23 protein-coding genes are annotated in these 21,335 nt (G+C 56.8%); 9 read left to right on the forward strand and 14 right to left on the reverse strand.

All coding sequences use genetic code 11. The features are described from left to right. The first annotated feature begins 65 nt into the window (after positions 1-65). Together K3169_RS20990 and K3169_RS20995 are read left to right on the forward strand one after the other, a co-directional pair. Positions 66-569, forward strand: a complete 504-nt coding sequence (locus K3169_RS20990; protein WP_263267834.1) for an ureidoglycolate lyase — start codon at positions 66-68, stop codon at positions 567-569. Positions 570-612: 43 nt separating this feature from the next. Next, positions 613-1,905: a urate hydroxylase PuuD gene (locus tag K3169_RS20995; protein WP_263267835.1), complete on the forward strand. Its 1,293-nt coding sequence runs from the start codon at positions 613-615 to the stop codon at positions 1,903-1,905. A 231-nt stretch (positions 1,906-2,136) separates the two neighbouring features. On the opposite strand, the gene K3169_RS21000 is transcribed toward K3169_RS20995, so the two are convergent. After that, complete coding sequence (locus K3169_RS21000) at positions 2,137-2,340, reverse strand: hypothetical protein (protein ID WP_263267836.1); 204 nt, start codon at positions 2,338-2,340, stop codon at positions 2,137-2,139. 14 nt (positions 2,341-2,354) lie between these two features. On the opposite strand from K3169_RS21000, the gene K3169_RS21005 reads away from it, so the two are divergent. Then, positions 2,355-3,140, forward strand: coding sequence for an outer membrane protein OmpK (locus K3169_RS21005; RefSeq protein ID WP_027902391.1), 786 nt, complete (start codon positions 2,355-2,357; stop codon positions 3,138-3,140). A gap of 133 nt (positions 3,141-3,273) precedes the next feature. Here K3169_RS21005 and K3169_RS21010 read toward each other — a convergent pair whose 3' ends face one another. Then, positions 3,274-3,489, reverse strand: a complete 216-nt coding sequence (locus tag K3169_RS21010; RefSeq protein ID WP_027902392.1) for a hypothetical protein — start codon at positions 3,487-3,489, stop codon at positions 3,274-3,276. Positions 3,490-3,505: 16 nt separating this feature from the next. Continuing rightward, positions 3,506-4,414, reverse strand: coding sequence for a DUF808 domain-containing protein (locus tag K3169_RS21015; RefSeq protein WP_027902393.1), 909 nt, complete (start codon positions 4,412-4,414; stop codon positions 3,506-3,508). A gap of 168 nt (positions 4,415-4,582) precedes the next feature. Here K3169_RS21015 and K3169_RS21020 point away from each other — a divergent pair, with 168 nt between their 5' ends. From K3169_RS21020 to K3169_RS21035, 4 genes are all read left to right on the forward strand, one after another. Beyond that, positions 4,583-5,194, forward strand: a complete 612-nt coding sequence (locus K3169_RS21020) for a TetR/AcrR family transcriptional regulator (RefSeq protein ID WP_231677514.1) — start codon at positions 4,583-4,585, stop codon at positions 5,192-5,194. A gap of 493 nt (positions 5,195-5,687) precedes the next feature. Beyond that, positions 5,688-7,319 carry a methyl-accepting chemotaxis protein gene (locus K3169_RS21025; RefSeq protein WP_122705981.1) on the forward strand — a complete coding sequence of 544 codons (1,632 nt, stop codon included), beginning with the start codon at positions 5,688-5,690 and terminating at the stop codon, positions 7,317-7,319. Positions 7,320-7,479: 160 nt separating this feature from the next. Continuing rightward, the gene (locus tag K3169_RS21030; protein ID WP_099267334.1) at positions 7,480-8,313 is read left to right on the forward strand and encodes an ion transporter; all 834 of its coding nucleotides are present in this window, start codon (positions 7,480-7,482) and stop codon (positions 8,311-8,313) included. Between the two features lie 141 nt (positions 8,314-8,454). Continuing rightward, complete coding sequence (locus K3169_RS21035) at positions 8,455-9,453, forward strand: sulfate ABC transporter substrate-binding protein (RefSeq protein WP_263267842.1); 999 nt, start codon at positions 8,455-8,457, stop codon at positions 9,451-9,453. Between the two features lie 93 nt (positions 9,454-9,546). Here the strand turns inward: K3169_RS21035 and K3169_RS21040 are convergent, their stop codons facing one another. The 11 genes from K3169_RS21040 to ccmA form a co-directional block, all read right to left on the reverse strand. Next, entirely contained in the window at positions 9,547-10,920 is a 1,374-nt protein-coding gene (locus K3169_RS21040) for a hypothetical protein (RefSeq protein ID WP_263267843.1), read from the reverse strand. A gap of 697 nt (positions 10,921-11,617) precedes the next feature. Continuing rightward, positions 11,618-12,022 carry a hypothetical protein gene (locus tag K3169_RS21045; RefSeq protein WP_027898032.1) on the reverse strand — a complete coding sequence of 135 codons (405 nt, stop codon included), beginning with the start codon at positions 12,020-12,022 and terminating at the stop codon, positions 11,618-11,620. A gap of 13 nt (positions 12,023-12,035) precedes the next feature. Further along, positions 12,036-13,241, reverse strand: coding sequence for a c-type cytochrome biogenesis protein CcmI (ccmI, locus tag K3169_RS21050; RefSeq protein ID WP_263267844.1), 1,206 nt, complete (start codon positions 13,239-13,241; stop codon positions 12,036-12,038). Beyond that, entirely contained in the window at positions 13,238-13,708 is a 471-nt protein-coding gene (locus K3169_RS21055; protein ID WP_231677508.1) for a cytochrome c-type biogenesis protein, read from the reverse strand. Before K3169_RS21055 ends, ccmI begins: the two co-directional genes overlap by 4 nt. Continuing rightward, entirely contained in the window at positions 13,705-14,241 is a 537-nt protein-coding gene (locus tag K3169_RS21060) for a DsbE family thiol:disulfide interchange protein (protein ID WP_122705972.1), read from the reverse strand. The genes K3169_RS21055 and K3169_RS21060 overlap by 4 nt, the downstream gene beginning before the upstream one ends. Next, the gene (locus K3169_RS21065) at positions 14,238-16,208 is read right to left on the reverse strand and encodes a heme lyase CcmF/NrfE family subunit (RefSeq protein ID WP_263267847.1); all 1,971 of its coding nucleotides are present in this window, start codon (positions 16,206-16,208) and stop codon (positions 14,238-14,240) included. Before K3169_RS21065 ends, K3169_RS21060 begins: the two co-directional genes overlap by 4 nt. 2 nt (positions 16,209-16,210) lie before the next feature. After that, entirely contained in the window at positions 16,211-16,675 is a 465-nt protein-coding gene (ccmE, locus tag K3169_RS21070) for a cytochrome c maturation protein CcmE (RefSeq protein WP_027898027.1), read from the reverse strand. Then, positions 16,672-16,848 (reverse strand): heme exporter protein CcmD, encoded by a 177-nt coding sequence (ccmD, locus tag K3169_RS21075; protein ID WP_027898026.1) that lies wholly within the window; start codon positions 16,846-16,848, stop codon positions 16,672-16,674. The genes ccmE and ccmD overlap by 4 nt, the downstream gene beginning before the upstream one ends. After that, a complete protein-coding gene (locus K3169_RS21080) occupies positions 16,845-17,642 on the reverse strand; it encodes a heme ABC transporter permease (RefSeq protein ID WP_122394920.1) in 798 nt (265 codons plus the stop codon). Before K3169_RS21080 ends, ccmD begins: the two co-directional genes overlap by 4 nt. 84 nt (positions 17,643-17,726) lie before the next feature. After that, on the reverse strand, positions 17,727-18,398 hold the full coding sequence (gene ccmB / locus K3169_RS21085) for a heme exporter protein CcmB (RefSeq protein WP_122394921.1): 672 nt from the start codon (positions 18,396-18,398) through the stop codon (positions 17,727-17,729). Next, positions 18,395-19,036, reverse strand: coding sequence for a cytochrome c biogenesis heme-transporting ATPase CcmA (gene ccmA / locus K3169_RS21090; RefSeq protein WP_231677505.1), 642 nt, complete (start codon positions 19,034-19,036; stop codon positions 18,395-18,397). Before ccmA ends, ccmB begins: the two co-directional genes overlap by 4 nt. 192 nt (positions 19,037-19,228) lie before the next feature. On the opposite strand from ccmA, the gene K3169_RS21095 reads away from it, so the two are divergent. Together K3169_RS21095 and K3169_RS21100 are read left to right on the forward strand one after the other, a co-directional pair. After that, positions 19,229-20,866 carry a flagellar hook-length control protein FliK gene (locus K3169_RS21095; protein ID WP_099267342.1) on the forward strand — a complete coding sequence of 546 codons (1,638 nt, stop codon included), beginning with the start codon at positions 19,229-19,231 and terminating at the stop codon, positions 20,864-20,866. Next, positions 20,866-21,189, forward strand: coding sequence for an EscU/YscU/HrcU family type III secretion system export apparatus switch protein (locus K3169_RS21100; protein WP_027898021.1), 324 nt, complete (start codon positions 20,866-20,868; stop codon positions 21,187-21,189). Before K3169_RS21095 ends, K3169_RS21100 begins: the two co-directional genes overlap by 1 nt. Positions 21,190-21,335 lie beyond the last annotated feature (146 nt).

The raw sequence follows: 21,335 nt of genomic DNA on the forward strand, positions 1-21,335 counted from the left end.
CAAGGTGGAGCGCCACCCCGGTCGCTCCTACAGCAAATCAAATGAATTCAAACAGAAGACCCAGCATGCGCACACTGACCATCGAACCGTTGACCAAAGAAGCTTTTGCCCCGTTCGGAGATGTCATCGAAACCGACGGCAGCGATCACTTCATGATCAACAACGGTTCGACCCAGCGCTTTCATCGTCTGGCCGAGGTGCAAATCGCTACGCCGGACGACAAGGCGATCATCAGTATCTTCCGCGCGGAGGCGCTGCAGATGCCTTTGATCATCAGCATGCTGGAGCGCCATCCGCAGGGCAGTCAGGCGTTTGTGCCACTGCTCGGCAACCCTTTTCTGATCGTGGTCGCGCCCATTGGCGATGAACCTGATTCAGAGCTGACCCGCGCTTTCGTGACCAACGGCAGGCAGGGTGTTAATTACCATCGCGGCGTCTGGCACCACCCGGTGCTGACGATCGAAAAGCGGGATGACTTCCTGGTGGTTGATCGCAGTGGAGCTGGCAATAACTGCGATGAGCATTTTTTCGCTGAGAGCCAGAAGCTGGTTCTCGACCCCCACCCGTAGCAGCCTGAGCGTCCGGCAAGTGACGCAGGCTTGAGGTAATACCGTGGAAGCACATCTGATGGAATGGCTGAATCTCAGCGTGCGCTGGATTCACATGATTGTCGGTATCGCCTGGATCGGCGCATCGTTCTACTTCGTCTGGCTGGAGAACAACCTTAATCGGGTCAACCCGCGCGACGGTCTGTCCGGAGATTTATGGGCCATTCACGGTGGCGGCATCTACCACCTGGAAAAATACAAACTTGCACCGCCGACCATGCCCGAGAACCTGCACTGGTTCAAATGGGAAGCCTACTTCACCTGGCTGTCAGGCGTTGCCCTGCTGTGTGTGGTGTTCTACACCAATCCAACCTTGTACCTGCTCGCACCGGGCAGCAGTCTGTCTGGCGTTGAGGGCGTGGCACTAGGGCTGGGTTCGCTGTTCGTCGGCTGGTTCGTTTACAGCTTTCTCTGCGATTCGGCGCTGGGCAAACGCCCCGCTCTGCTCGGCCTGATTCTGTTTGTGCTGGTCATCGCGGCGGCGTATGGCTTCAGCAAAGTCTTCAGCGGGCGCGGCGCTTACCTTCATGTCGGCGCGATCATCGGTACGATCATGGTCGGCAACGTGTTCCGCATCATCATGCCCGCCCAGCGTGCGTTGGTAGCCGCCATCGCCGAGAACCGCACACCCGATCCATCGCTACCAGCCAAAGGCTTGCTGCGTTCGCGCCACAACAACTACTTCACCTTGCCGGTGCTGTTCATCATGATCAGCAACCATTTCCCGAGCACTTACGGGAGCGCGTATAACTGGCTGATCCTGGCCGGGATCGGCGTGTTGGCGGTGCTTGTCCGTCATTACTTCAATACTCGGCACAACAGCCACAAGTTTGCCTGGACCCTGCCCGTCGCAGCACTGGGCATGATCTGCCTAGCTTACGTCACCGGCCCTGCGCCAATGCCAAAGCCTGCCCAAGCGACGAAGATCGAATATCAGCCATTGCCGGGCACTGCCGTCGGCGGCTATCGCCACGACGAAGTTCGGCCAGCCCCACCTCCGGAACCTGTGGCCGAGGTTGCCGCTGCAAGCCCAGGCATCGACTTTGGCAAGGTGCAGAGCGTGATTCATGAACGCTGCACGGTGTGCCACTCCGCCAAACCTACCAGCCAGCTATTCAGCGCTGCGCCTGCCGGCGTGATGTTCGACACCGCAGAACAGATCAGGCAAATGGCCCCGCGCATCCAGGCCCAGGCCGTAACGTCGCAAATCATGCCACTGGGCAACATTACCCAGATGACTCAGCAGGAACGGGAATTGATAGGAGCGTGGGTGACTGCAGGTGCGCAGACCCACTGATCTTTGGCCGAACTAACTGTAGGAGCTGCCGAAGGCTGCGATGGCAATCTTCCTGATAAACCGCCATCGCAGCCTTCGGCAGCTCCTACAGTAAGCCAATGAAACTTCCACACACGCCCCACAATTGCTCGCCCTGCCCTGTCCCAGAGCACTTGCACTAAACTTCCGCACCCCATATCCTCCGCCGCCGCGTTAAAACCCACCCTGTTGCAATGCTGACTGAACAGACAACTAATTGACCAACCGGTCAACTGTGACGTTTTCTGAAAAAAAGCCTCGATCGACTGCTAAAAATGCAGCCGACAGCACTTTCGTGCGCTTTTCAATCGGCATTGGCTCAGCTCTTGCTATGTAGTCAAAGCTGACCAAACAGACATGTTTTAAATGCGGAAAAGTGCCTAAAAAGAGCACCAAAAAAAGACCATCACGATCCATCAGGGGAGCATTGAATGAACCGTATTATTTCCAGCGCGATAGTTGCCGGTAGTCTTCTGGCGTCCGGACAAAGCATGGCCGACGGCCTGCTGCAATGGCAGAGCAACAGCCTGACTTACCTCAACGGCCGCGACTTTACAGTCAACCCGTCAAACCAGCAGACGTTCACTTTTGAACACGCTGACGGCTGGAAATACGGTGATAACTTCCTGTTCATCGACAAGATCTTCTATAACGGCAAAGGCGACGCCACCAACGGTGATAACACTTACTACGGTGAAATATCCCCGCGCCTGTCCATGGGCAAGATCTTTGGTCAGAAATTCGAGTTCGGCCCGATCTCCGATGTATTGCTGGCGGCCACTTACGAGTTTGGTGAAGGTGATAACGAGTCGTACCTGATTGGTCCGGGTTTTGATTTGAACATTCCGGGCTTCGATTACTTCCAGTTGAACTTCTACAAGCGCTACACCGACGGTCATCGTGCAGGTTACGGCGCCTGGCAGGTCACGCCGGTCTGGTCCTACACGATCCCGGTAGGCAAGTCCGACATCCTGATCGACGGCTTTATCGACTGGGTGGTGGACAACAAGTCCGACCGCAACGGAGAATACAAATCCAACGTTCACTTCAACCCGCAAATCAAATACGACCTGGGCAAAGCCATCAACTTGCCTGAGCGTCAGCTGTATGTGGGTATCGAGTACGATTACTGGTCAGACAAATACGGTATTGAAGACACCAAGTTCTTTGATACCAACCAGAACACCGCAAGTTTGCTGGTGAAAGTGTTCTTCTGATAAACCTGCGAAATCTGTAGGAGTGAGCTTGCTCGCGATAAATGATAACGCGGTATGTCTTCTGGCTGCGTCTCATGCATCGCGGGCAAGCCTCGCTCCCACTGGAGTCTCGTGAGCCCAGAGTTCTGCGTATCTACTCCCACGGCAACGGTTTTCCCGCCCGCACTTTCGAGTTGATCGCACGCAGCAACTCCAAAGGATCACTCTCGGTTTGCGCGTGACTCTGTTCATCGACCCAGGCCGAAACCTGCTTGCGATCCAGATTGGGCCGCAAATGCAGAATCTCGACCAACTGCCGCTCACATTGCTGGGCGTACGCAACAACACTGGAAAACAGTGGGCTATTCATTCAAGTCGACCAGCCATCAGGCCCTGATTAGTTTCCAGACTTTCCCCGCTACCGTGACCAGCAGCAGGACCAACGCACCAGCTATGATACCGGCGACCGCGTCCAGCAGAGTAGGTACAACCATCGAAAAACCGCCGACCGTTTGGGCCGCCTGTTCTGTTACGCCTTCTATCCAGTGATGAGCGATCGGCACACCATGGGTGAGGATGCCGCCGCCCACCATAAACATCGCGGCAGTCCCGACGATGGAAAGGATTTTCATTAATACCGGTGCCAGCCACAGCAACCCTGAACCGATACCTTGAACGGCCGACTTGGCGCTTTTCTTCAGATAAAGGCCTAGATCGTCCAGCTTCACGATGCCCGCCACCAGACCATATACACCGACAGTGATCAGTACCGCGACGATAACCAACACGCCGACCTGATCCAGAAAGGGCCGGGTGGACACGACGCCAAGCGCCAGTACGATGATTTCTGCCGAGAGGATGAAGTCAGTGCGAATCGCACCTTTGACCCTGTCTTTTTCGAACGCAACCATGTCGACATTCTTGTCGGTTGCAGCCTCCCGCCGTTGCTGACGCTGTTGTTCGGTTTCGGGGTGTAGCCATTTGTGGGCAATCTTCTCAAAGCCTTCGAAACACAGGTAGGCACCGCCGATCATCAACAAAGGCAGAATCGCCCAGGGTGCAAACGCACTGATCAACAACGCTGCCGGTACCAGGATTGCCTTGTTGATCAAAGATCCCTTCGCCACCGCCCAGACCACCGGCAATTCACGGTCGGCGGACACCCCTGTCACCTGTTGCGCATTCAGCGCCAGATCATCGCCCAGCACGCCAGCGGTTTTCTTTGCGGCCAGAGAGACATCATCCAACAGCGTCGCGATGTCATCCAAAAGGGTAAGCAAGCTTCCAGCAGCCACAATCAATATCCTTGAATACGTCATTTAAGTTCGATAGCGCAGCACAATTGATGCCACGCGGCGGCCATTGAAGCACAGCGCGGCCAGAGTCGTTGTCCGATGTTGAGGCGTTCTTGAGGCGGGTGCTACCATGCGCGACCGCCGACCGGGCAAGGAAACCTCTGGTTTATGAGCAGTATTCGCGAGCGCAACAAAGAGCTGATCCTGCGTGCCGCCAGTGAAGAGTTCGCCGACAAAGGCTTCGCGGCCAGCAAAACCAGCGATATCGCTGCCAAGGCTGGTGTGCCCAAGCCCAATGTCTACTACTACTTCAAATCCAAGGAAAACCTTTACCGCGAGGTGCTCGAAAGTATTATCGAGCCGATCCTTCGCGCTTCCACTCCCTTCAATCGCGAGGGCGTTCCCGCCGAGGTGCTCAGCGCCTATATCCGTTCGAAGATTGTGATTTCCCGCGACCTGCCGTTTGCCTCCAAGGTATTTGCCAGCGAAATCATGCACGGTGCGCCGCACCTCTCGCCCCAGCAGGTTGAACAGCTCAACGGGCAGGCCAAACACAATATCGATTGTATTCAGGGCTGGATCGACAAGGGCCTGATAGCGCCCATCGACCCGCATCACTTGATGTTCACGATCTGGGCCGCGACCCAGACCTATGCCGACTTCGACTGGCAGATATCGACGGTGACCGGCAAGGCGAAGCTGGAAGACAGTGATTACGAAGCTGCGACCCAGACAATCATTCGATTGGTGCTCAAAGGCTGCGCTCCGGATATTGAATAGTTCTTGCAGGAGCTGCCGAAGGCTGCGAAGGCACTGCTCCTGACACACTGCTGTTCGCAGCCTTCGGCAGCTCCTACAAAGGGTTGTTAGCAAGACAACGCCATTTTTCGCAGACAACAAAAAACCCGCCGAAGCGGGTTTTTTGTATGACCATTGCGACATCCTGTCAGTAGCCGTCCTGGCGATGGTCGATCATCCCTGATCCCGAAGCGCTTCCTTCGCTGCGGTGATGGATCCAATCTACCGTTCAAATGTGACAGCTCATAGAGCGAAACTCCTGTCCTCGTGTAAGCCTTTCGCTATACCGCAAAACATTTCGAGAAATCTCCTGCCGCTCGCTCAGGTTTATCCTTTCAGCGCCGACATCCACTTTAGTAGCGGTGGGCTAGACGACGGGTGTCAAAAGGCTATTATCGAAGCGAGACCGACTTCATTGTGAATCTCACGGCGCAAAGCGCTCTACACAATAAAAAATAAGACGGAGCAACCGGTCATGACAATGCGCAGCTTATCCATCAGCCGAAGACTCTGGCTGATCCTCGTCGTTTCCGTGTTGATGCTGTTTATCCTGACAGCCGCCATGCTAAAGCAAGTGCACACGGACCTTTACGCCGCCAAGGCGGAAAAGACCATGCACGTGGTACAGAGCGCCAGTGGCATCCTGGATTATTACCAAGGCCTGGAAGCGGCTGGAACGCTGACCCGTGAGGTCGCACAGAAGCAGGCACTGGATGCCATTCGCGGCATGCGCTACAACAAGGACGATTACTTCTGGATCAACGATATGCGTCCAGTGATGATCATGCACCCCATGAATGCCAAGCTGGTCGGTCAGGACCTGTCAGCCATCAAGGATCCGGACGGTTTCGCAGTCTTCAATGAAATGGTTGCCGTCGCCAAAGAGAAAGGCGCAGGCATGGTTCAGTACCGCTGGCCCAAGCCGGGAGCCAGTGAACCCGTCCAGAAAATTTCCTACATAAAACTGTTCACACCCTGGGGCTGGATTCTCGGCTCCGGTGTGTACGTCGATGACGTGAAAGCAGAATTCCAGCAACAGACGATCAATGCTGCCTTGTTCAGCCTGGCAATCATCGTGATCATGGTGCTGCTGGTCATCATGATTGCACGCAGCATCGTCCGCCCTCTTCGCGACTCCGTGCAGGCCATGGCCGACATCGCCAGTGGCGAAAGCGATCTGACCCGCTCTCTGGAAACTCAAGGCAACGATGAAGTCACGCAACTGGCCAGGCACTTCAACGCCTTCACTGCCAAGCTGCGCGGTGTCGTCTTACAGCTTCAGGCATCGGCCAATGGCCTGGAAAAAGCCTCATCAGATCTGGGCATCAATGCCGAACAGGCCCAGGCACGCAGCCAGCAACAGTCACAGCAGATGGAGCTGGTGGCGACCGCAGTCAACGAAGTGACCTACGGCGTCCAGGATGTAGCAAAAAACGCCGAGCACGCCGCCAACGAAATGCGCGACGCGGAATCTCAGGCGCATCAGGGTCAGGTCAACATCGACAGCAGCCTGCGCCAGATCGATCACCTCTCCGGCACGATCAATCAGGCGGTAGAAGTGATTCGCACGCTGTCTTCGGAAAGCACGCAAATCGGCGGCGTACTTGAGGTGATCAGCTCGATTGCCGAACAGACCAACCTGCTGGCCCTGAACGCAGCTATCGAAGCGGCGCGAGCCGGTGAACAGGGTCGCGGCTTTGCCGTGGTGGCCGATGAAGTTCGCTTGCTGGCCCAGCGCACACAGAAGTCGACAGCAGAAATTCAGAGCATGATCGAACGCTTGCAGACTCACTCTGACGCAGCGGTGAAAGTCATTGCCGACAGCAGTCGCTCATCGCAACTGACCATCGAGCAAGCCAATCAGGCCGGGCAAAGCCTGACGTCGATCAGTCAGGCCCTGCGCAACCTCAACAGCCTCAACGCATCGATTGCCAGCGCGACTCTGCAGCAATCCCATGTAGTAGAGGACATCAACCAGAACGTCACCCAGGCGGCGCAACTGTCCCAGAGCACCGCCATCGCAGCTGAACAGTCCACAGGGGCAAGCGTGCACTTGCGGGAAATGAGCGAACACTTGAATGGGCTGTTGAGGCAGTTCCGGGTTTAGACATTTTCGAACCGGTAGGAGCCAACTTGTTGGCGAGGTGGTGCATCAGGAAAACCGCTCGCCAACAAGTTAGCTCCTACCGGTTTTGTGCGCCCCAGACAATGCAATCCAAAACCGGAAATTTGCGTAGACTGCTCCGATCTTGAATTCGGAATGCACCATGGACAACACCATCAGTCGCCGCGAACAGTTGCGCATTGTTATCTTCCAGAACGATACGCCTGCCGGACGACGCTTCGACAAAACGTTACTCGTGGTTATCCTTTGCAGCCTGATTGTGGTGGTTCTCGACAGCATTCCTGCGGTACACGCCAATTACGGTGACTGGTTGGCGTATGCGGAATGGGGCTTCACCGCCATATTCATCGTTGAATACGTTCTGCGACTCTACTGCTCTCCGCAACCTCTGAAATACGCCTTTAGCTTCTATGGCCTGGTGGACTTGCTGGCCATCGTGCCCGGCATCCTCGCAATCTATTACACCGACGCGCAGTACCTGCTTATTGTGCGCGTCGTCCGCATGTTGCGAATTTTCCGGGTGCTCAAACTCAGCCCATACCTGAAGCAGGCCAATTACCTGCTTTCGGCGCTACGCGGCAGCAAGCAGAAGATCATCGTGTTTTTGCTGACTGTGTCTACGCTAGTGGTGGTGTTCGGCACGCTGATGTACGTGATCGAGGGTCCCGAGCATGGTTTTACCAGCATCCCGAAAGGCATCTATTGGGCGATCGTGACCCTGACGACTGTGGGCTATGGCGATATCGTGCCCAGAACCGCGGTCGGCCAAATGCTCTCGGCACTGGTGATGATTACCGGTTATTCAATCATCGCGGTTCCCACCGGGATCTTCACTGCGGAGCTCGCCACGGCCATGCGTGGCGAACAGCTCAAGCATGATTGCCCGGTCTGTTCGAAGAACAGTCACGAGCACGGCGCGGCGTTTTGTTCGCGCTGTGGCAATGCGCTTTTCCCGCGTGTTGAAAACAAGGCATAAGCAAATGCCTTTTAAGTCTTTAAGAGCGTGTAGCTGCGCGGCTATAGTCGCGGGCACTATGCCATGAACATCTGGCCATCAACATCTGGTCATCAACATCTGGCCATCAATGTCGGTACATCCAAAAAAAGGAATTGCGCAGTGAACAAACTTCTCGCCGCTTCGTTACTCGCCGCTGGCCTGGCTTTCGGCAGCGCGGCCCAGGCCGCCCCGACCCTGCTCAACGTGTCGTATGACGTAATGCGTGACTTCTACAAGGACTACAACGCTGCGTTCCAGAAGCACTGGCAGGCCGAGCACAAGGAAAACATCACTGTGCAGATGTCCTTCGGCGGCTCCAGCAAGCAAGCCCGCTCGGTCATCGATGGCCTGCCGGCTGACGTGATCACCATGAACATGGCCACCGACATCAACGCTTTGGCTGACAATGGCGAACTGGTACCGAAGAACTGGGTAACCCGCCTGCCAAACAACAGTGCGCCGTTCACTTCGGCCACCGTGTTTATCGTCCGCAAGGGCAACCCAAAAGCCTTGAAAGACTGGCCTGATCTGATCAAGGACGGCGTGGAAGTCATCGTGCCCAACCCGAAAACTTCCGGTAACGGCCGCTACACCTACCTGTCGGCGTGGGGCTATACCCTGAAAAACGGCGGTGATGAAGCCGCTGCCAAGCAATTCGTCGGCAACCTGTTCAAACACGTACCCGTGCTGGATACCGGTGGCCGTGGCGCAACTACCACGTTCATGACCAACCAGATTGGCGACGTGCTGATCACTTTTGAAAACGAAGCAGAAATGATCGCCCGTGAATTCGGTCGTGATCAGTTCGAAGTGGTTTATCCGAGCGTATCCGCAGAAGCCGAACCGCCGGTGAGCGTGGTAGATAAAGTTGTCGACAAGAAAAACAGCCGCGCCGCCGCCGAGGAATACCTGAAATACCTGTGGTCCCCGGAAGGTCAGGAAATCGCTGCCAACAACTACCTTCGTCCTCGCGATCCAGCAGTACTGGCCAAATACACCGACCGCTTCCCGAAAGTTGATTTCCTCTCGGTAGAGAAGACCTTTGGCGACTGGCGCACCGTGCAGAAAACCCACTTTGCTGATGGCGGGGTTTTTGATCAGATTTATACCGGCAAGTGATTGGGGTGATCTGAAATGAAAAACGGCGACCTTGGGGTCGCCGTTTTTGCTAATCAACTGCGTATGTCCATCGAATGCCTCACAAATAAATTGTCAGGTGAAGAAGCTGATAACCACAGTCTCGCTCACCGCCCCCTTTTGCCCATATTTTCCGGCAAGGATGATTGAGTCCGCTTCCAAGCGCATGGCGCTCGCCAAATTAACTCCGGGCCCAAAGCTAGCGGTATTCCAACCTCGCCTTGCAAAAGAAACATCAGCGGCTCCGTCGGCATTAAAGCGCGCCACGATAAATTTGGCAGATGCCGGATCAACGTATAAGTTTTGTTCTGATACCGATCCCGCCACAACCACCTTGCCGTTTGATTGCCAGCCTGCAAATACAAATGCCAGAAACTCTCCCTGCGCACCGAATACCACAACCTTTCCGCTATTGAATGACGTGTCCGGAAGCCCTGTACCCTCCAGCTTCACAACGACACCCTTTGAACTGTGCACGCCGCCTGTATAAGTACTCATCTCTCCGGAGCAGACTAGACAGTTGTCAGACGCCTCAGCAACCGATTGAAAGTAATATATAGTGGAGTAATCTTTTCCCGAGAGATTTTCAGGCAGATCAATCATGACAAGTCCTTGATTACCGAACGACGGATCGCACGAGCCATCGTCATTTAACTTAAGGACCAGACCTTTTGGCTCGGACATAAACACGGAGTCAGCATATATTTTTACACCGCCGCAAATGGCAATTTGCCCATTCGACAGTTCCGTGACGCCTTGCAAAAACACATAGTCTCCTTCATAACCTGGCACCACGATCTGAATGACTCCATCATTACCAAAGCTTGTATCAAGTTCACCACTTGGAAGGAATCTGACTACCAGACTTGGGCCGGGCGCTGATGATGTTTGAGAGACGAAAAAAAACTTCCCGGAAGCTGAGGTAATAGTTGCGCCCGTCTGAACCGGGCTCACATTCAAAACGTCTACCAAGGCAGGTTGGGCAGCGCCCGCAGATTGCTTAAAATAAGCAAGGTCAGAAAAATTATGTACTCTCAGCCCTCCAATACCGAAATCTGCATCCAGGTCGCCATCACTGTTGAAGCGTACCAGTGCCACTATTGGACCCCGATCAGGTCCAACAATGGCGCGCACCAGGACGGCTACACCGCCATCTGTATGAACAGCCATGGATGAACCAATAATGCCCTGTGAGAGCTCAGTCCCCTCAAAGCTGACTTCGGCCAAGCCATCTACACCAAACGCTGGATCGACAGTATTATCAGGATGAAACCGGGCGACAATCACACGAGCATATCTAAATAACGACGATGGATTGATTGCGCTCGCGACATACACCTTACGACTGCCAGACTGTCGTGAAACTCCGAAAACGTTTTTCAGCTGATCGGTAGGCGGCATTGCGCGAAAGGAGGCCCTTACTTCACCAGAAGCACCGTTAACGTCCATGATCCATAGTCCTTTATAGTCACTCTTTAAGTTAAGCTGCGGAAACCGACAGATAAACGCTCACAATTACACCACCATGTAACACCCTGCAACGTCGTAATGCAACGCCGGGCGAAGACGATTTGGCTATTAGCAGGCGCTTTATAACTTCAATATCTCTAACCGATCGGAGGTTTCAAAAACCACCTACTTACGCCATCCGTTACAACTTCGAAGTCACGGAAATAAAACTATTTATCTGACATTCGAAGCGTTTCCCTCAACGATGGTTTTCCCCGCAGGTGTTTTTTGAGGCGGAATGAAACTCGCTCAATGTGGCGGCATTTTTTACTGGGGATTGCGATTCACTTGAAATGCCTGGGAGCTCAAGAGCGACGTGAGACAACCATGATGATCGGCCCGGATGGCCCGCTTCGCGACCGTTGTAACCTCCGATGCTCTCTAGGGTTCGCGCTTTCTCGGGTAACAACCTGAGCAGTAGGAGTCGCCCCGGTGTCCCTGACACCACGCTGTCGCGCAGCAAACACGGACCCTGTAGGAGTGACCGGGGTGGCGATCCACATTGCTCGCGATGCGGTTTTTTCTGGCGATAAATTATCGCCAGACTTGGCTCTACCGCGAGCGAGCTCACTCCTACAGAAAAATACTTAAATTCATATAGTTATTTTATGTTGGCGAGCACGAATCCACCTATTAATCAATTCCCGAACTGCTTACCCAACCCAGCCGGCACACCGCTGGAATCCGTCTCCTGCCATGGCCCGTTACGGCCAGTGGACCAGGTCCAGCCATTGTTCCAGCGGTAGTAGGTGCGCTGGCGGTAGAAGGTGTCTGTTTCATCGTCCAGAACGTGTACACCCAGGCTCGCGTCCCAGTGGCTGTTGCCACCCGGTGGCGGTGCGAAGTTGCTGGAGGTCTTCGGGCCTGCTGCAGGTGCTTTCGGGGTCGGCGTGGGTGTTGGCGTGCTCGGCGTACCGGGTTGGGATTTACCAGGCAGCGTCGGGATCGGCTCCTGGCTGCGCGGTCCGGTGGGCTGGACCGCACAGGCGCTCAAGCCCATAACCAGACCCAATAACGTAATACGTGCGGCTGCGCGGTACATAAGCGTGTGCTCTCTACTGATCAGGGCTGTCGATGGTCAGTGTCTGCAAGACCGTGGTGTTGCTCGCCAGCGGTTTGCTGCGGCCGATCCACTCGCCGGTGGTCGGCTGACCTGCGCGGGATATCCGTGCCACGAGTTGGACTTCCGGAAAGTTCGACAGTTTCAGTTGCGGCATCATCGCGTCCGCATCGCCCAGTTCGACTTCAATGGGCAAGTCTGCCACCGTCACTCGCTTGACTGCCAATGGCGCCGGAGGGCCGCCTACCGCGCGGGCGAAGATGAATACGCTGTCACCCGGCGCTGCTTTGGCTTTCAGGTCAGCGGCCAGAGTGACACGCACTTTGATAGATGCGGTTTTATTCACCACTGCGGCAGGCGGTTCAACCTTGCCACCGCTTTCGGCGAGCTTTTCAGTGGCGCGGGCAATGCCGCCTTCCAGTGCTTGCCGGGATGGATCCTGCGCAGGCAGAACAGCCAACAGGCGCTTCCAGTAATCAACGGCCTGTTGGTAATGCTGGCTTTCAAAAGCAGCAATCCCTAACAGACCAAGGCTGGTGACTTCCTTGGGGTCCCCCTGCAACGCCTCATTGGTCAGGGCTTGCACCTGAGGGCTGAATTTCTTGTCACTGGCAAAGTACAGCGCTTGCGCCCACTGACCGAGCAGTTCGGGCTGACGACCTGCCAGCGCGACGGCTCGTTCGAACATTGCAGCAGCGTCAGCCGGGCGATCCTGAGCCATGTAGGTGCGGGCCAGGAAGTATACCCCCTCAGCCGAATCCGGCTGGGCTTTAACGGCACGCTCCAGGCGATTGGTCATCTCGGCAATCGAGCCAGGAGGCTGGGCGAATTCGCGAGTCAGCTCAACCTTGTCACTGGCACCAAAATGCAGATAAAGACCGATACCCATCAGCGGCACCAGAAATGCAACCAGCAGTGGCAAGGTTTTGCCCAGGCGCGAGGTACGCAGCGGTTCAGCCCCCTCTGTGTCTGCCAGCAACTCACGGGCCGCTTCGGCGCGCCCGCTGTCCATTTGCGTCGAGGTCAGTACGCCCTGCTCCTGCTGACCTTGCAGTTCGGCAACGCGCTCCTGATATAAAGCAACGTTGAGCGCGGTACGGTCTTCTTCACTTTGCGCGCGACGGCCACGCAGGACGGGGATCAGCAGGAAACTCATGGCCACCAGCAACAGCAGGCCGGCGGCTAGCCAGAAATCAATCATTCGCGGTTTTTATCCAGCAGATTTGCGAGGCGCTGACGCTCCTCGTCGGAAAGCACATCGGTTTCCTCGCGACCCTGGCCACGACGACGCACGACAATCACACCAATCACCACCAGGCCACCGATCAGCAACCCGGCAGGCCCAAACCACAACAGCCAGGTTTTGGCGCTCAACGCAGGCTTGTAGCGCACGAAGTCTCCGTAGCGATCAACCATGAAGTCGATGATCTGCTGATTGCTCTGCCCTTCGCCGAGCATGCGGAAAATCTCTTTGCGCAGGTCTGCCGCGATGGGGGCGTTTGAATCGGCGATGTCCTGATTCTGGCACTTGGGGCAGCGCAGCTCTCTGGTTAGCTCGGCATATCGCGCGCGTTCGGCGTCATCACGAAACTCGTAAGCATCGATGGCGGCATGCGCCACGCTGACAATACCAAGGCTGAAAACCACTGCGGCGAGTAAACGCTTCATTGACGCGCCTCATCCACAAGGCCCTGATACAGGCCAGCGAGTTTTTCACGCCAGACGGTTTCATCCACGACACCGACAAACTTATGACGAATGATGCCCTTGCTGTCGATCAGGAAGGTTTCCGGTGCGCCATAGACGCCGAGGTTCAAGCCCAGGCTGCCTTCGTCATCACGAATGTTCAGCTGATACGGGTTATGAAAATCCTTGAGCCACTTCAAAGCATCAGCGTTGATGTCCTTGTAGTTGACCCCGTAGATCACCACGCCCTGCTGCGCCAGCTTGTTCAGCACTGGATGCTCAACCCGGCAGGCGACACACCAGGTGCCCCAGATGTTCACCAGTGCCGGTTTGCCAAGCAGATCAGCACGGGTGATGATCCGGTCGCTTTGCACATCCCGCAGAGAAAACTCCGGGAATGGTTTGTCGATCAACGCCGAGGGCAGCTCGGCCGGGTTCAGATACAAACCGCGATACAGAAACACCGCGACGCCAAGAAACAGCACCAGCGGCAACAGCATGATCCAGCGCCTCATACCGCAGCCTCCATGCCCAAGGCATCACGCACCTTGCTTTTCACTTTGACCCGATAGCGCTTGTCCATCGCCGCCAGCACACCGCCCAAGCCTGTGATCAAGCCACCGAACCAGATCCAGCGCACAAACGGTTTGACGTGAACACGTACGGCCCAGGCACCATCGCCCAGCGGCTCGCCCATGGCCACGTAAAGATCGCGAGTGAAACCAGCGTCGATCCCGGCTTCGGTCATCATCGACTGCTGCACGGTGTAGAGGCGCTTTTCAGGGTGCAGGATGGTCACTTGCCTGTCGCCTTCAAGTACGCGCACGGTGCCGCGATCAGACGTGAAATTCGGTCCCTGATAATGCCGGGCACCCTCGAACACGAACGTATAACCGCCCAGCTCCATGGATTCGCCTGGCGACAGGCGCAAGTCCCGCTCGGCGCTGTTCTGGCTGGACAACACCACGCCGAGGGCGCACACCGCGATACCGATATGAGCGAGCTGCATCCCCCAGTAACTGCGGGTCAGACTGCGTGAACCTTTGATCAAACCTTTGTGGCGGGTCTTGTCCAGCAGATCGCGGACACCCGCCAACAACACCCAGGCAGCCAGCATGAAAGTCGCCATCACGGCCCAGTGGAAATCATCCATGGCGAAACCGGCGATCACCGCCAGTACGGCGCTGCCGATCAGCACCGGCGCGAGCATGCTTGCCAGCCATTTGACCGGAGTGTCTTTCCAGCGCACCAGCACACCAATGGCCATGACCGCCATGAGCAAGCCCATCAAGGGCACGAACAGCGCGTTGAAATACGGCGGGCCTACGGACATCTTCGCGCCACTCATGGCGTCGAGTACCAGTGGATACAAGGTGCCGAGCAGAATCATCGATGCGGCGACCACCAGCACCAGGTTGTTGCCCAGCAGCAGGGTTTCCCGGGACCACAGGCCGAAGCCAACGTGGCTTTTGACCACCGGCGCGCGGAAGGCAAACAGGGTCAGCGAACCGCCGACCACGAACAGCAGGAAAATCAGGATGAAAACGCCGCGCTCCGGATCAGAGGCGAAGGCATGCACCGACGTCAGCACGCCGGAGCGAACCAGGAATGTCCCCAGCAGGCTCAGAGAAAATGCAGCGATGGCGAGCAGTACCGTCCAGCTTTTGAACACGCCCCGTTTTTCGGTCACAGCCAGCGAATGTATCAACGCAGTGCCGACCAGCCATGGCATGAACGAGGCGTTTTCCACCGGATCCCAGAACCACCAGCCGCCCCAGCCAAGTTCGTAATAGGCCCACCAGGAGCCCAAGGTAATGCCGACACCGAGGAATGCCCAGGCGACGATGGTCCACGGACGTGACCAGCGCGCCCATGCAGCGTCGAGCCGCCCGCCCAGCAACGCGGCAATGGCAAACGCGAACGCCACCGAGAAACCGACATAGCCCATGTAAAGCATCGGCGGATGGACGATCAGCCCAATGTCCTGCAGCAGCGGATTAAGATCGCGGCCGTTGGCGGGCACTTGCGGCAGGATGCGGGAGAAAGGGTTGGAGGTCAGAATCAGGAACAGCATGAAGCCGACGCTGATCATGCCCATGACGGCCAGCACCCGGGCAAGCATCACTTGCGGCAACTGACGGGAAAATATCGAAACAGCGAACGTCCAGGCACCGAGAATCAATGCCCAGAGCAGCAGCGAGCCTTCATGCGCGCCCCATACGGCGCTGAACTTGTAGTACCAGGGCAAGGCGCTGTTGGAGTTTTCGGCGACATAAGCCACGGAAAAATCGTCGACCATGAACGCGTAGGTAAGACAACCAAAGGCGAAGACCAGAAAGCTGAACTGCCCCCAGGCAGCGGGTTGTGCGAGGCCCATCCACAGACGGTCGCCACGCCAGGCGCCAATCAACGGCACGCTGGCCTGCACGACGGCGAAGCAAAGCGCCAGAATCATGGCCAGATGGCCGAGTTCAGGAATCATGATCAGCCCTGCTTCGATGGTGTTGAAGAAATCGGGGCGGGTTGACCGCTTTCCTTGAGCGCCTTGGTGACTTCCGGCGGCATGTACTTTTCATCGTGCTTGGCCAGCACTTCATCGGCGACGACCACGCCGTCTGCGCCGAGCTTGCCAAGGGCAACAATACCCTGCCCTTCGCGGAACAGGTCCGGCAGGATGCCACGGTAGGTAATGGTTACGGCCTTGTTGAAATCGGTGACGATGAATTTCACGTCCAGCGAGTCCGGAGAGCGCTGCAAGGAGCCTTTTTCCACCATGCCGCCCGCACGAATCCGCGTATCCAGCGGCGCTTCGCCATTGGCAATCTGGGTCGGGGTGTAGAACAGGTTGATGTTTTCTTTCAAGGCACTCAAAGCCAGAGTTACGGCGATGCTGACACCGGCGAGGATCGCCACGATGATCAACAGGCGCTTTTTACGCAGCGGATTCACTTCTGTTTCTCCCAGCGCAGGCGACGCGCCTCTTGTTGCAGGTAACGCCGACGTGCCAGCAGCGGCAGCGCCACATTGATCGCCAGCACCACAAAACAGATGCCATAGGCCGACCAGACGAACAGACCATGATGACCCATGGCCAGAAATTCGCCGAATGAATCAAATTTCATGGTGCCTCTCCCTTCACCGGCTGCTGCCCCAGGGATTTGAGCACTTCGGCCTTGACCCAACTGGCCCGGGCTTCACGCTTGAGCACCTCAAGGCGCATGCGCAGCAAAACGATCGCGCCGAAGAAGCAATAGAAACCCAGTACCGTAAACAGCAGCGGCAGCCACATTTCCGCAGGCATCGCCGGTTTTTCGGTGAGGCTGAATGTGGCGCCCTGATGAAGGGTGTTCCACCACTCCACCGAGTATTTGATGATCGGAATATTGATCACCCCGACAATGGCCAGCACTGCACAGGCCTTGGCGGCGCTGTCGCGGTTGCTGATGGCGTTGCTGAGGGCGATCAGGCCCAGATAAAGGAACAGCAAAATCAGCATCGAGGTAAGGCGCGCGTCCCAGACCCACCACGAGCCCCAGGTGGGTTTGCCCCAGATAGCCCCGCTGATCAGTGCCAACGCCGTCATCCAGGCACCGATGGGCGCAGCACTTTGCAGCGCGACGTCGGCGAGTTTCATTTTCCACACCAGCCCGACCACGCCGCAGACAGCCAGCATCACGTAGCAGGACTGGGCGAGCATGGCGGCCGGAACATGGATATAGATGATGCGAAAGCTGTTGCCCTGCTGGTAATCCGGTGGCGCGAAGGCCAGGCCCCAGACGACGCCGATGCCGATCAGCAACACTGCGGCGATACTCAGCCAGGGCAGCAGACGCCCACTGATGCCGTAGAACCATTTAGGGGAACCGAGCTTGTGGAACCACGCCCAGCTCAACCCGCGTTTAGCGTTGTCTTTCATCACGCTGCCTTTCATCAAACTGCCTTCTCACGGTGTCGCTCGGGTTTGCTGCTGACTAAAAGAGTCATTCAGGCAGAACCTCATTTATTCGCCGACGCTGATCTTCAGGCCAGCCGCTATTGCAAAGGGGGTCAGGGTAACCGCAAGCGCGGTCAGGCTGCCGAGCCAGAGCAGGTAACCCGTCGCAGGCATACCTTGCAGTGCCGCTTGCAGCGCGCCACTTCCCAGAATCAGGACCGGGATATACAACGGCAGAATCAACAGGGCCAGTAACAAACCGCCTCGCTTCAGCCCCACCGTCAATGCCGCGCCGACCGCACCGAGCAGACTCAATACCGGCGTCCCCAACAGCAATGACAGTAACAACACCGGCAGGCACTGAGTGGGCAAACCCAGCATCAGTGCCAGCAGCGGCGCCAACAATACCAGTGCCAGCCCGGAAAAGGTCCAATGAGCCAGCACTTTGGCCAGCACCAGCATCGCCAGAGAGTGCGAGGAAAGCACCCATTGCTCCAGAGAGCCGTCCTCGAAATCGCTACGGAACAGGCCGTCCAGCGAGAGCAGCACCGATAACAGAGCCGCTACCCAGACTAATCCCGGCGACAAGGTTTGCAACAGTTGCGTCTCCGGACCGACCGCTAGCGGGAACAACGCAATGACAATCGCGAAGAACACCAACGGGTTGGCCAACTCGGCGGGACGCCTGAACAACAAGCGTGCCTCGCGTGCGATCAACAGGGTAAACACATGACTCATACGGCCCATTGCCCCAGATCAATATCGCGATAACCGGCCGGTGTTCGGCTCAAGGTGTGGTGAGTGGTCAACACAATCATGCCGCCCCGCTCGCAATGTCCGGCCAGATGTTCCTCCAGTTGCGCGACGCCTTGCTTGTCCAGCGCCGTGAAAGGTTCGTCGAGGATCCAGACCGGCGGGCAGTCCAGATACAGGCGCGCCAGAGCTACCCGTCGCTGTTGCCCGGCCGACAGCGTGTGACACGGGACGTCTTCGAAGCCTGCAAGACCGACGGCTTCGAGAGCCTGCCAGATAGCCGTTGATTCAACCGGACGATGCAACGCACTCAGCCAGACAAGGTTTTCCACCGGGGTCAGCAAATCCTTGATGCCCGCAGCATGGCCGATCCAGAGCAGATTACGAGCCAGCTGGATTCGCTGTTCGCCCAACGGCAAGCCGTTGACCAGTACCTGGCCCGCAGTCGGCTGCATGAGCCCGCAGAGCAGGCGCAACAGACTGGTCTTGCCGCTGCCGTTTGGGCCACTGATCTGCAGCATGTCGCCAGCATTTACGTGCACGTCGAGGTGCTCGAAAAGCATTCGCCAGTCGCGCTCGCACGCCAGATCAATGGCTTGCAGAAAAGGTGCAGAAGGAGTCATCAGGGGTCCCGGTGCCGCATAGTCGCATCAGAACACAGCGCGGAAAATGCGGTCTGAGGAAATGGCTGTTCAAGTCAGCTTTGAAACGGCCGTTACATTGGCAACTTCATTTGTATCGGTGGCTGCCACAGCGGGCCGCATTATACATGGCATGTCCGCCACAAGAGGGCATTTTCAACAGGTCGCGATTCCATGACAGGTGACATCACCAGCCTTCAACCGACTACCGCCGCTGCCGCTCTGGGCCGCGCAGGCCTCTCCCCGGCGCAAGTGCTTCAACTCCTCCAGCCGATGGAAAACCTTATAAAGCCGGGCGAGACTGTCGCTGCCGAGGTGATCACCCTCAAGCAACTGCAACAGAATTTTCAGTTACTGATCAAGATCGCGTTGGGTAATGGTCTACAGACCAGCGTCAGTGTAACCAGCCCCCTGCCCCTCACGCCGGGCACTACGCTCTCAATCTCGCAAGCGTCCCCCAATGCGCTGACCATGACCTTGCAACAGGTCAACACTGCATTGAATAACCTGCAGACCAGCATCGACACTGAAAAGTTACCGCAAGGCACATTGCTGCAGGCGCGGGTGCTGACGACTCAGGTCGTGGCTGATGCCGTGAATCAATTGACCGGCTTGGGGACGGCGCAACCTGGTACACAATCCGCCGCACAGCCAGCCCTGTATAAATCCATTGTGGTTCTGCTTAATACGGCCTTGGCGGGCACCAGCCTGAGCATCGAAAGCCCTCAGCCGTTGCGCCCCGGCTCATTGCTGAGCGCCCAGGTGCAGGGCAGCCAGTCGCTCAATTTCGTGCCGCTGCCCAGCAACCTTGATCAATTGGCGGTGACCCAGCAACTCACCACTCAGCAAAACCGTCAGGGTTCGCTGGACGTGCTGATCAATGCGCTGCGCAACCTTCAACCCCCTCCTTCTACATCGTCTGCGCCCTCAACACCGTTGCAAGCGAGCATTCAGCAGTTGCTGGCGGACTTGCCGGACATGGAGCAGATGAGCAATCCCCGCGTCGTCGCCCAGGCGATCAACGCCAGCGGCCTGTTCATGGAGGCAAAGCTGCTCTCGGGAATGAACCCGATGGCGATGCCAGACATGAAGGCCAACCTGATGCAACTCATCGCGCAGTTGCTGCCCGGCTTGCCCGCCAACACCAGCTATGACGCTGCCGCCGCCTCCAACATGCTGGCCCGAACCATGCCCGGTGTATTGCGTAGCGCGCTGGGCACTATGGGACTGGTCGCGCCACCGCCATTGCCAGTCCATTTCCCGCTGCCCTCGCGAGCGATCAAGAGCGGCAAAGAGGATGACCTGGAGATTCTGCTGAAACTCGCTGCCGCAGCCGTTTCACGCGTGCAGAGTCATCAGTTGGGTAGCCTGGAGCAGACCCGGACCAACGCTGACGGTACTCAAGTGACCGCTTGGCAACTGGAAATCCCGATGCGCAACGGCCAGGACATCGTGCCGATGCAGGTCAAGATACAGCGCGAAGACATGCCGGAAAAAGACAGCAATCAGGAGAAGGACGACAGCGAGCCGAAGGACGTACGGGAGAAACTCTGGAAGATCGACCTGGCCTTCGATCTGACGCCCCTTGGCGCACTTCAGGTTCAGGCGCAATTGCACCGTGGCAAGTTGTCGAGCCAGCTGTGGGCCGAACGCGCTGACAGTGCTGCCCTGATCAGCAATGAACTCGGGTATTTGCGCGAGCGGTTGATCGCCTCCGGCCTTGAAGTCGGTGAGTTGGCTTGCAGTCAGGGCGTGCCCCATCAAGGACCGCGCACTACCCTTCAACAACGCTGGATCGACGAGAACGCCTGATGAGCAAACCCGACCAAAACCCGCGCCAGGCGATCGCGCTGACTTACGACGGCACACACACGCCGACTCTGAGCGCCAAAGGTGACGATCAGTTGGCCGAAGCTATTCTGGCCATTGCCCGGGAATATGAGGTGCCTATTTATGAGAATGCCGAGCTGGTCAAGTTACTGGCGCGTATGGAGCTGGGGGACAGCATTCCAGAGCCGCTGTATCGGACCATTGCGGAGATCATTGCTTTTGCATGGCATTTGAAGGGCAAGTTTCCGGTGGGCCAGGATCCGGATGCACCGCCGGTGGAGCGGGATATTACGCCTAAGTGGTGAAGCTACTTTTGCGTACATATCCGTTGCTGGGGTGAAGGCTGACGTTGGTTGCGCTTTTACAGCGCCTCACTTTTGATAGAGCGCAAAAGTAAGCAAAACGCTCTTGCCCCATCACTTAGCACCTCGCTGTCGCTCGGTGTACCCGC

It is taken from the genome of Pseudomonas phytophila (assembly GCF_025643095.1).
Lineage (GTDB): Bacteria > Pseudomonadota > Gammaproteobacteria > Pseudomonadales > Pseudomonadaceae > Aquipseudomonas > Aquipseudomonas quasicaspiana.

Bases quoted from the DNA above. Each gene is read 5' to 3' on its own strand.
- K3169_RS21030 (WP_099267334.1), top strand. From the start codon at position 7,480: ATGGACAACACCATCAGTCGCCGCGAACAGTTGCGCATTGTTATCTTC.
- K3169_RS21080 (WP_122394920.1), bottom strand. From the start codon at position 17,642: ATGAAAGACAACGCTAAACGCGGGTTGAGCTGGGCGTGGTTCCACAAG.
- K3169_RS21065 (WP_263267847.1), bottom strand. From the start codon at position 16,208: ATGATTCCTGAACTCGGCCATCTGGCCATGATTCTGGCGCTTTGCTTC.
- K3169_RS21045 (WP_027898032.1), bottom strand. From the start codon at position 12,022: ATGTACCGCGCAGCCGCACGTATTACGTTATTGGGTCTGGTTATGGGC.
- K3169_RS21040 (WP_263267843.1), bottom strand. From the start codon at position 10,920: ATGGACGTTAACGGTGCTTCTGGTGAAGTAAGGGCCTCCTTTCGCGCA.
- K3169_RS20990 (WP_263267834.1), top strand. From the start codon at position 66: ATGCGCACACTGACCATCGAACCGTTGACCAAAGAAGCTTTTGCCCCG.
- K3169_RS21025 (WP_122705981.1), top strand. From the start codon at position 5,688: ATGACAATGCGCAGCTTATCCATCAGCCGAAGACTCTGGCTGATCCTC.
- ccmI (WP_263267844.1), bottom strand. From the start codon at position 13,241: ATGATTGATTTCTGGCTAGCCGCCGGCCTGCTGTTGCTGGTGGCCATG.
- K3169_RS21060 (WP_122705972.1), bottom strand. From the start codon at position 14,241: ATGAGGCGCTGGATCATGCTGTTGCCGCTGGTGCTGTTTCTTGGCGTC.
- K3169_RS21100 (WP_027898021.1), top strand. From the start codon at position 20,866: ATGAGCAAACCCGACCAAAACCCGCGCCAGGCGATCGCGCTGACTTAC.
- K3169_RS21095 (WP_099267342.1), top strand. From the start codon at position 19,229: ATGACAGGTGACATCACCAGCCTTCAACCGACTACCGCCGCTGCCGCT.
- K3169_RS21020 (WP_231677514.1), top strand. From the start codon at position 4,583: ATGAGCAGTATTCGCGAGCGCAACAAAGAGCTGATCCTGCGTGCCGCC.
- ccmD (WP_027898026.1), bottom strand. From the start codon at position 16,848: ATGAAATTTGATTCATTCGGCGAATTTCTGGCCATGGGTCATCATGGT.
- ccmB (WP_122394921.1), bottom strand. From the start codon at position 18,398: ATGAGTCATGTGTTTACCCTGTTGATCGCACGCGAGGCACGCTTGTTG.
- K3169_RS21005 (WP_027902391.1), top strand. From the start codon at position 2,355: ATGAACCGTATTATTTCCAGCGCGATAGTTGCCGGTAGTCTTCTGGCG.
- K3169_RS21000 (WP_263267836.1), bottom strand. From the start codon at position 2,340: ATGGATCGTGATGGTCTTTTTTTGGTGCTCTTTTTAGGCACTTTTCCG.
- K3169_RS21010 (WP_027902392.1), bottom strand. From the start codon at position 3,489: ATGAATAGCCCACTGTTTTCCAGTGTTGTTGCGTACGCCCAGCAATGT.
- K3169_RS21055 (WP_231677508.1), bottom strand. From the start codon at position 13,708: ATGAAGCGTTTACTCGCCGCAGTGGTTTTCAGCCTTGGTATTGTCAGC.
- ccmA (WP_231677505.1), bottom strand. From the start codon at position 19,036: ATGACTCCTTCTGCACCTTTTCTGCAAGCCATTGATCTGGCGTGCGAG.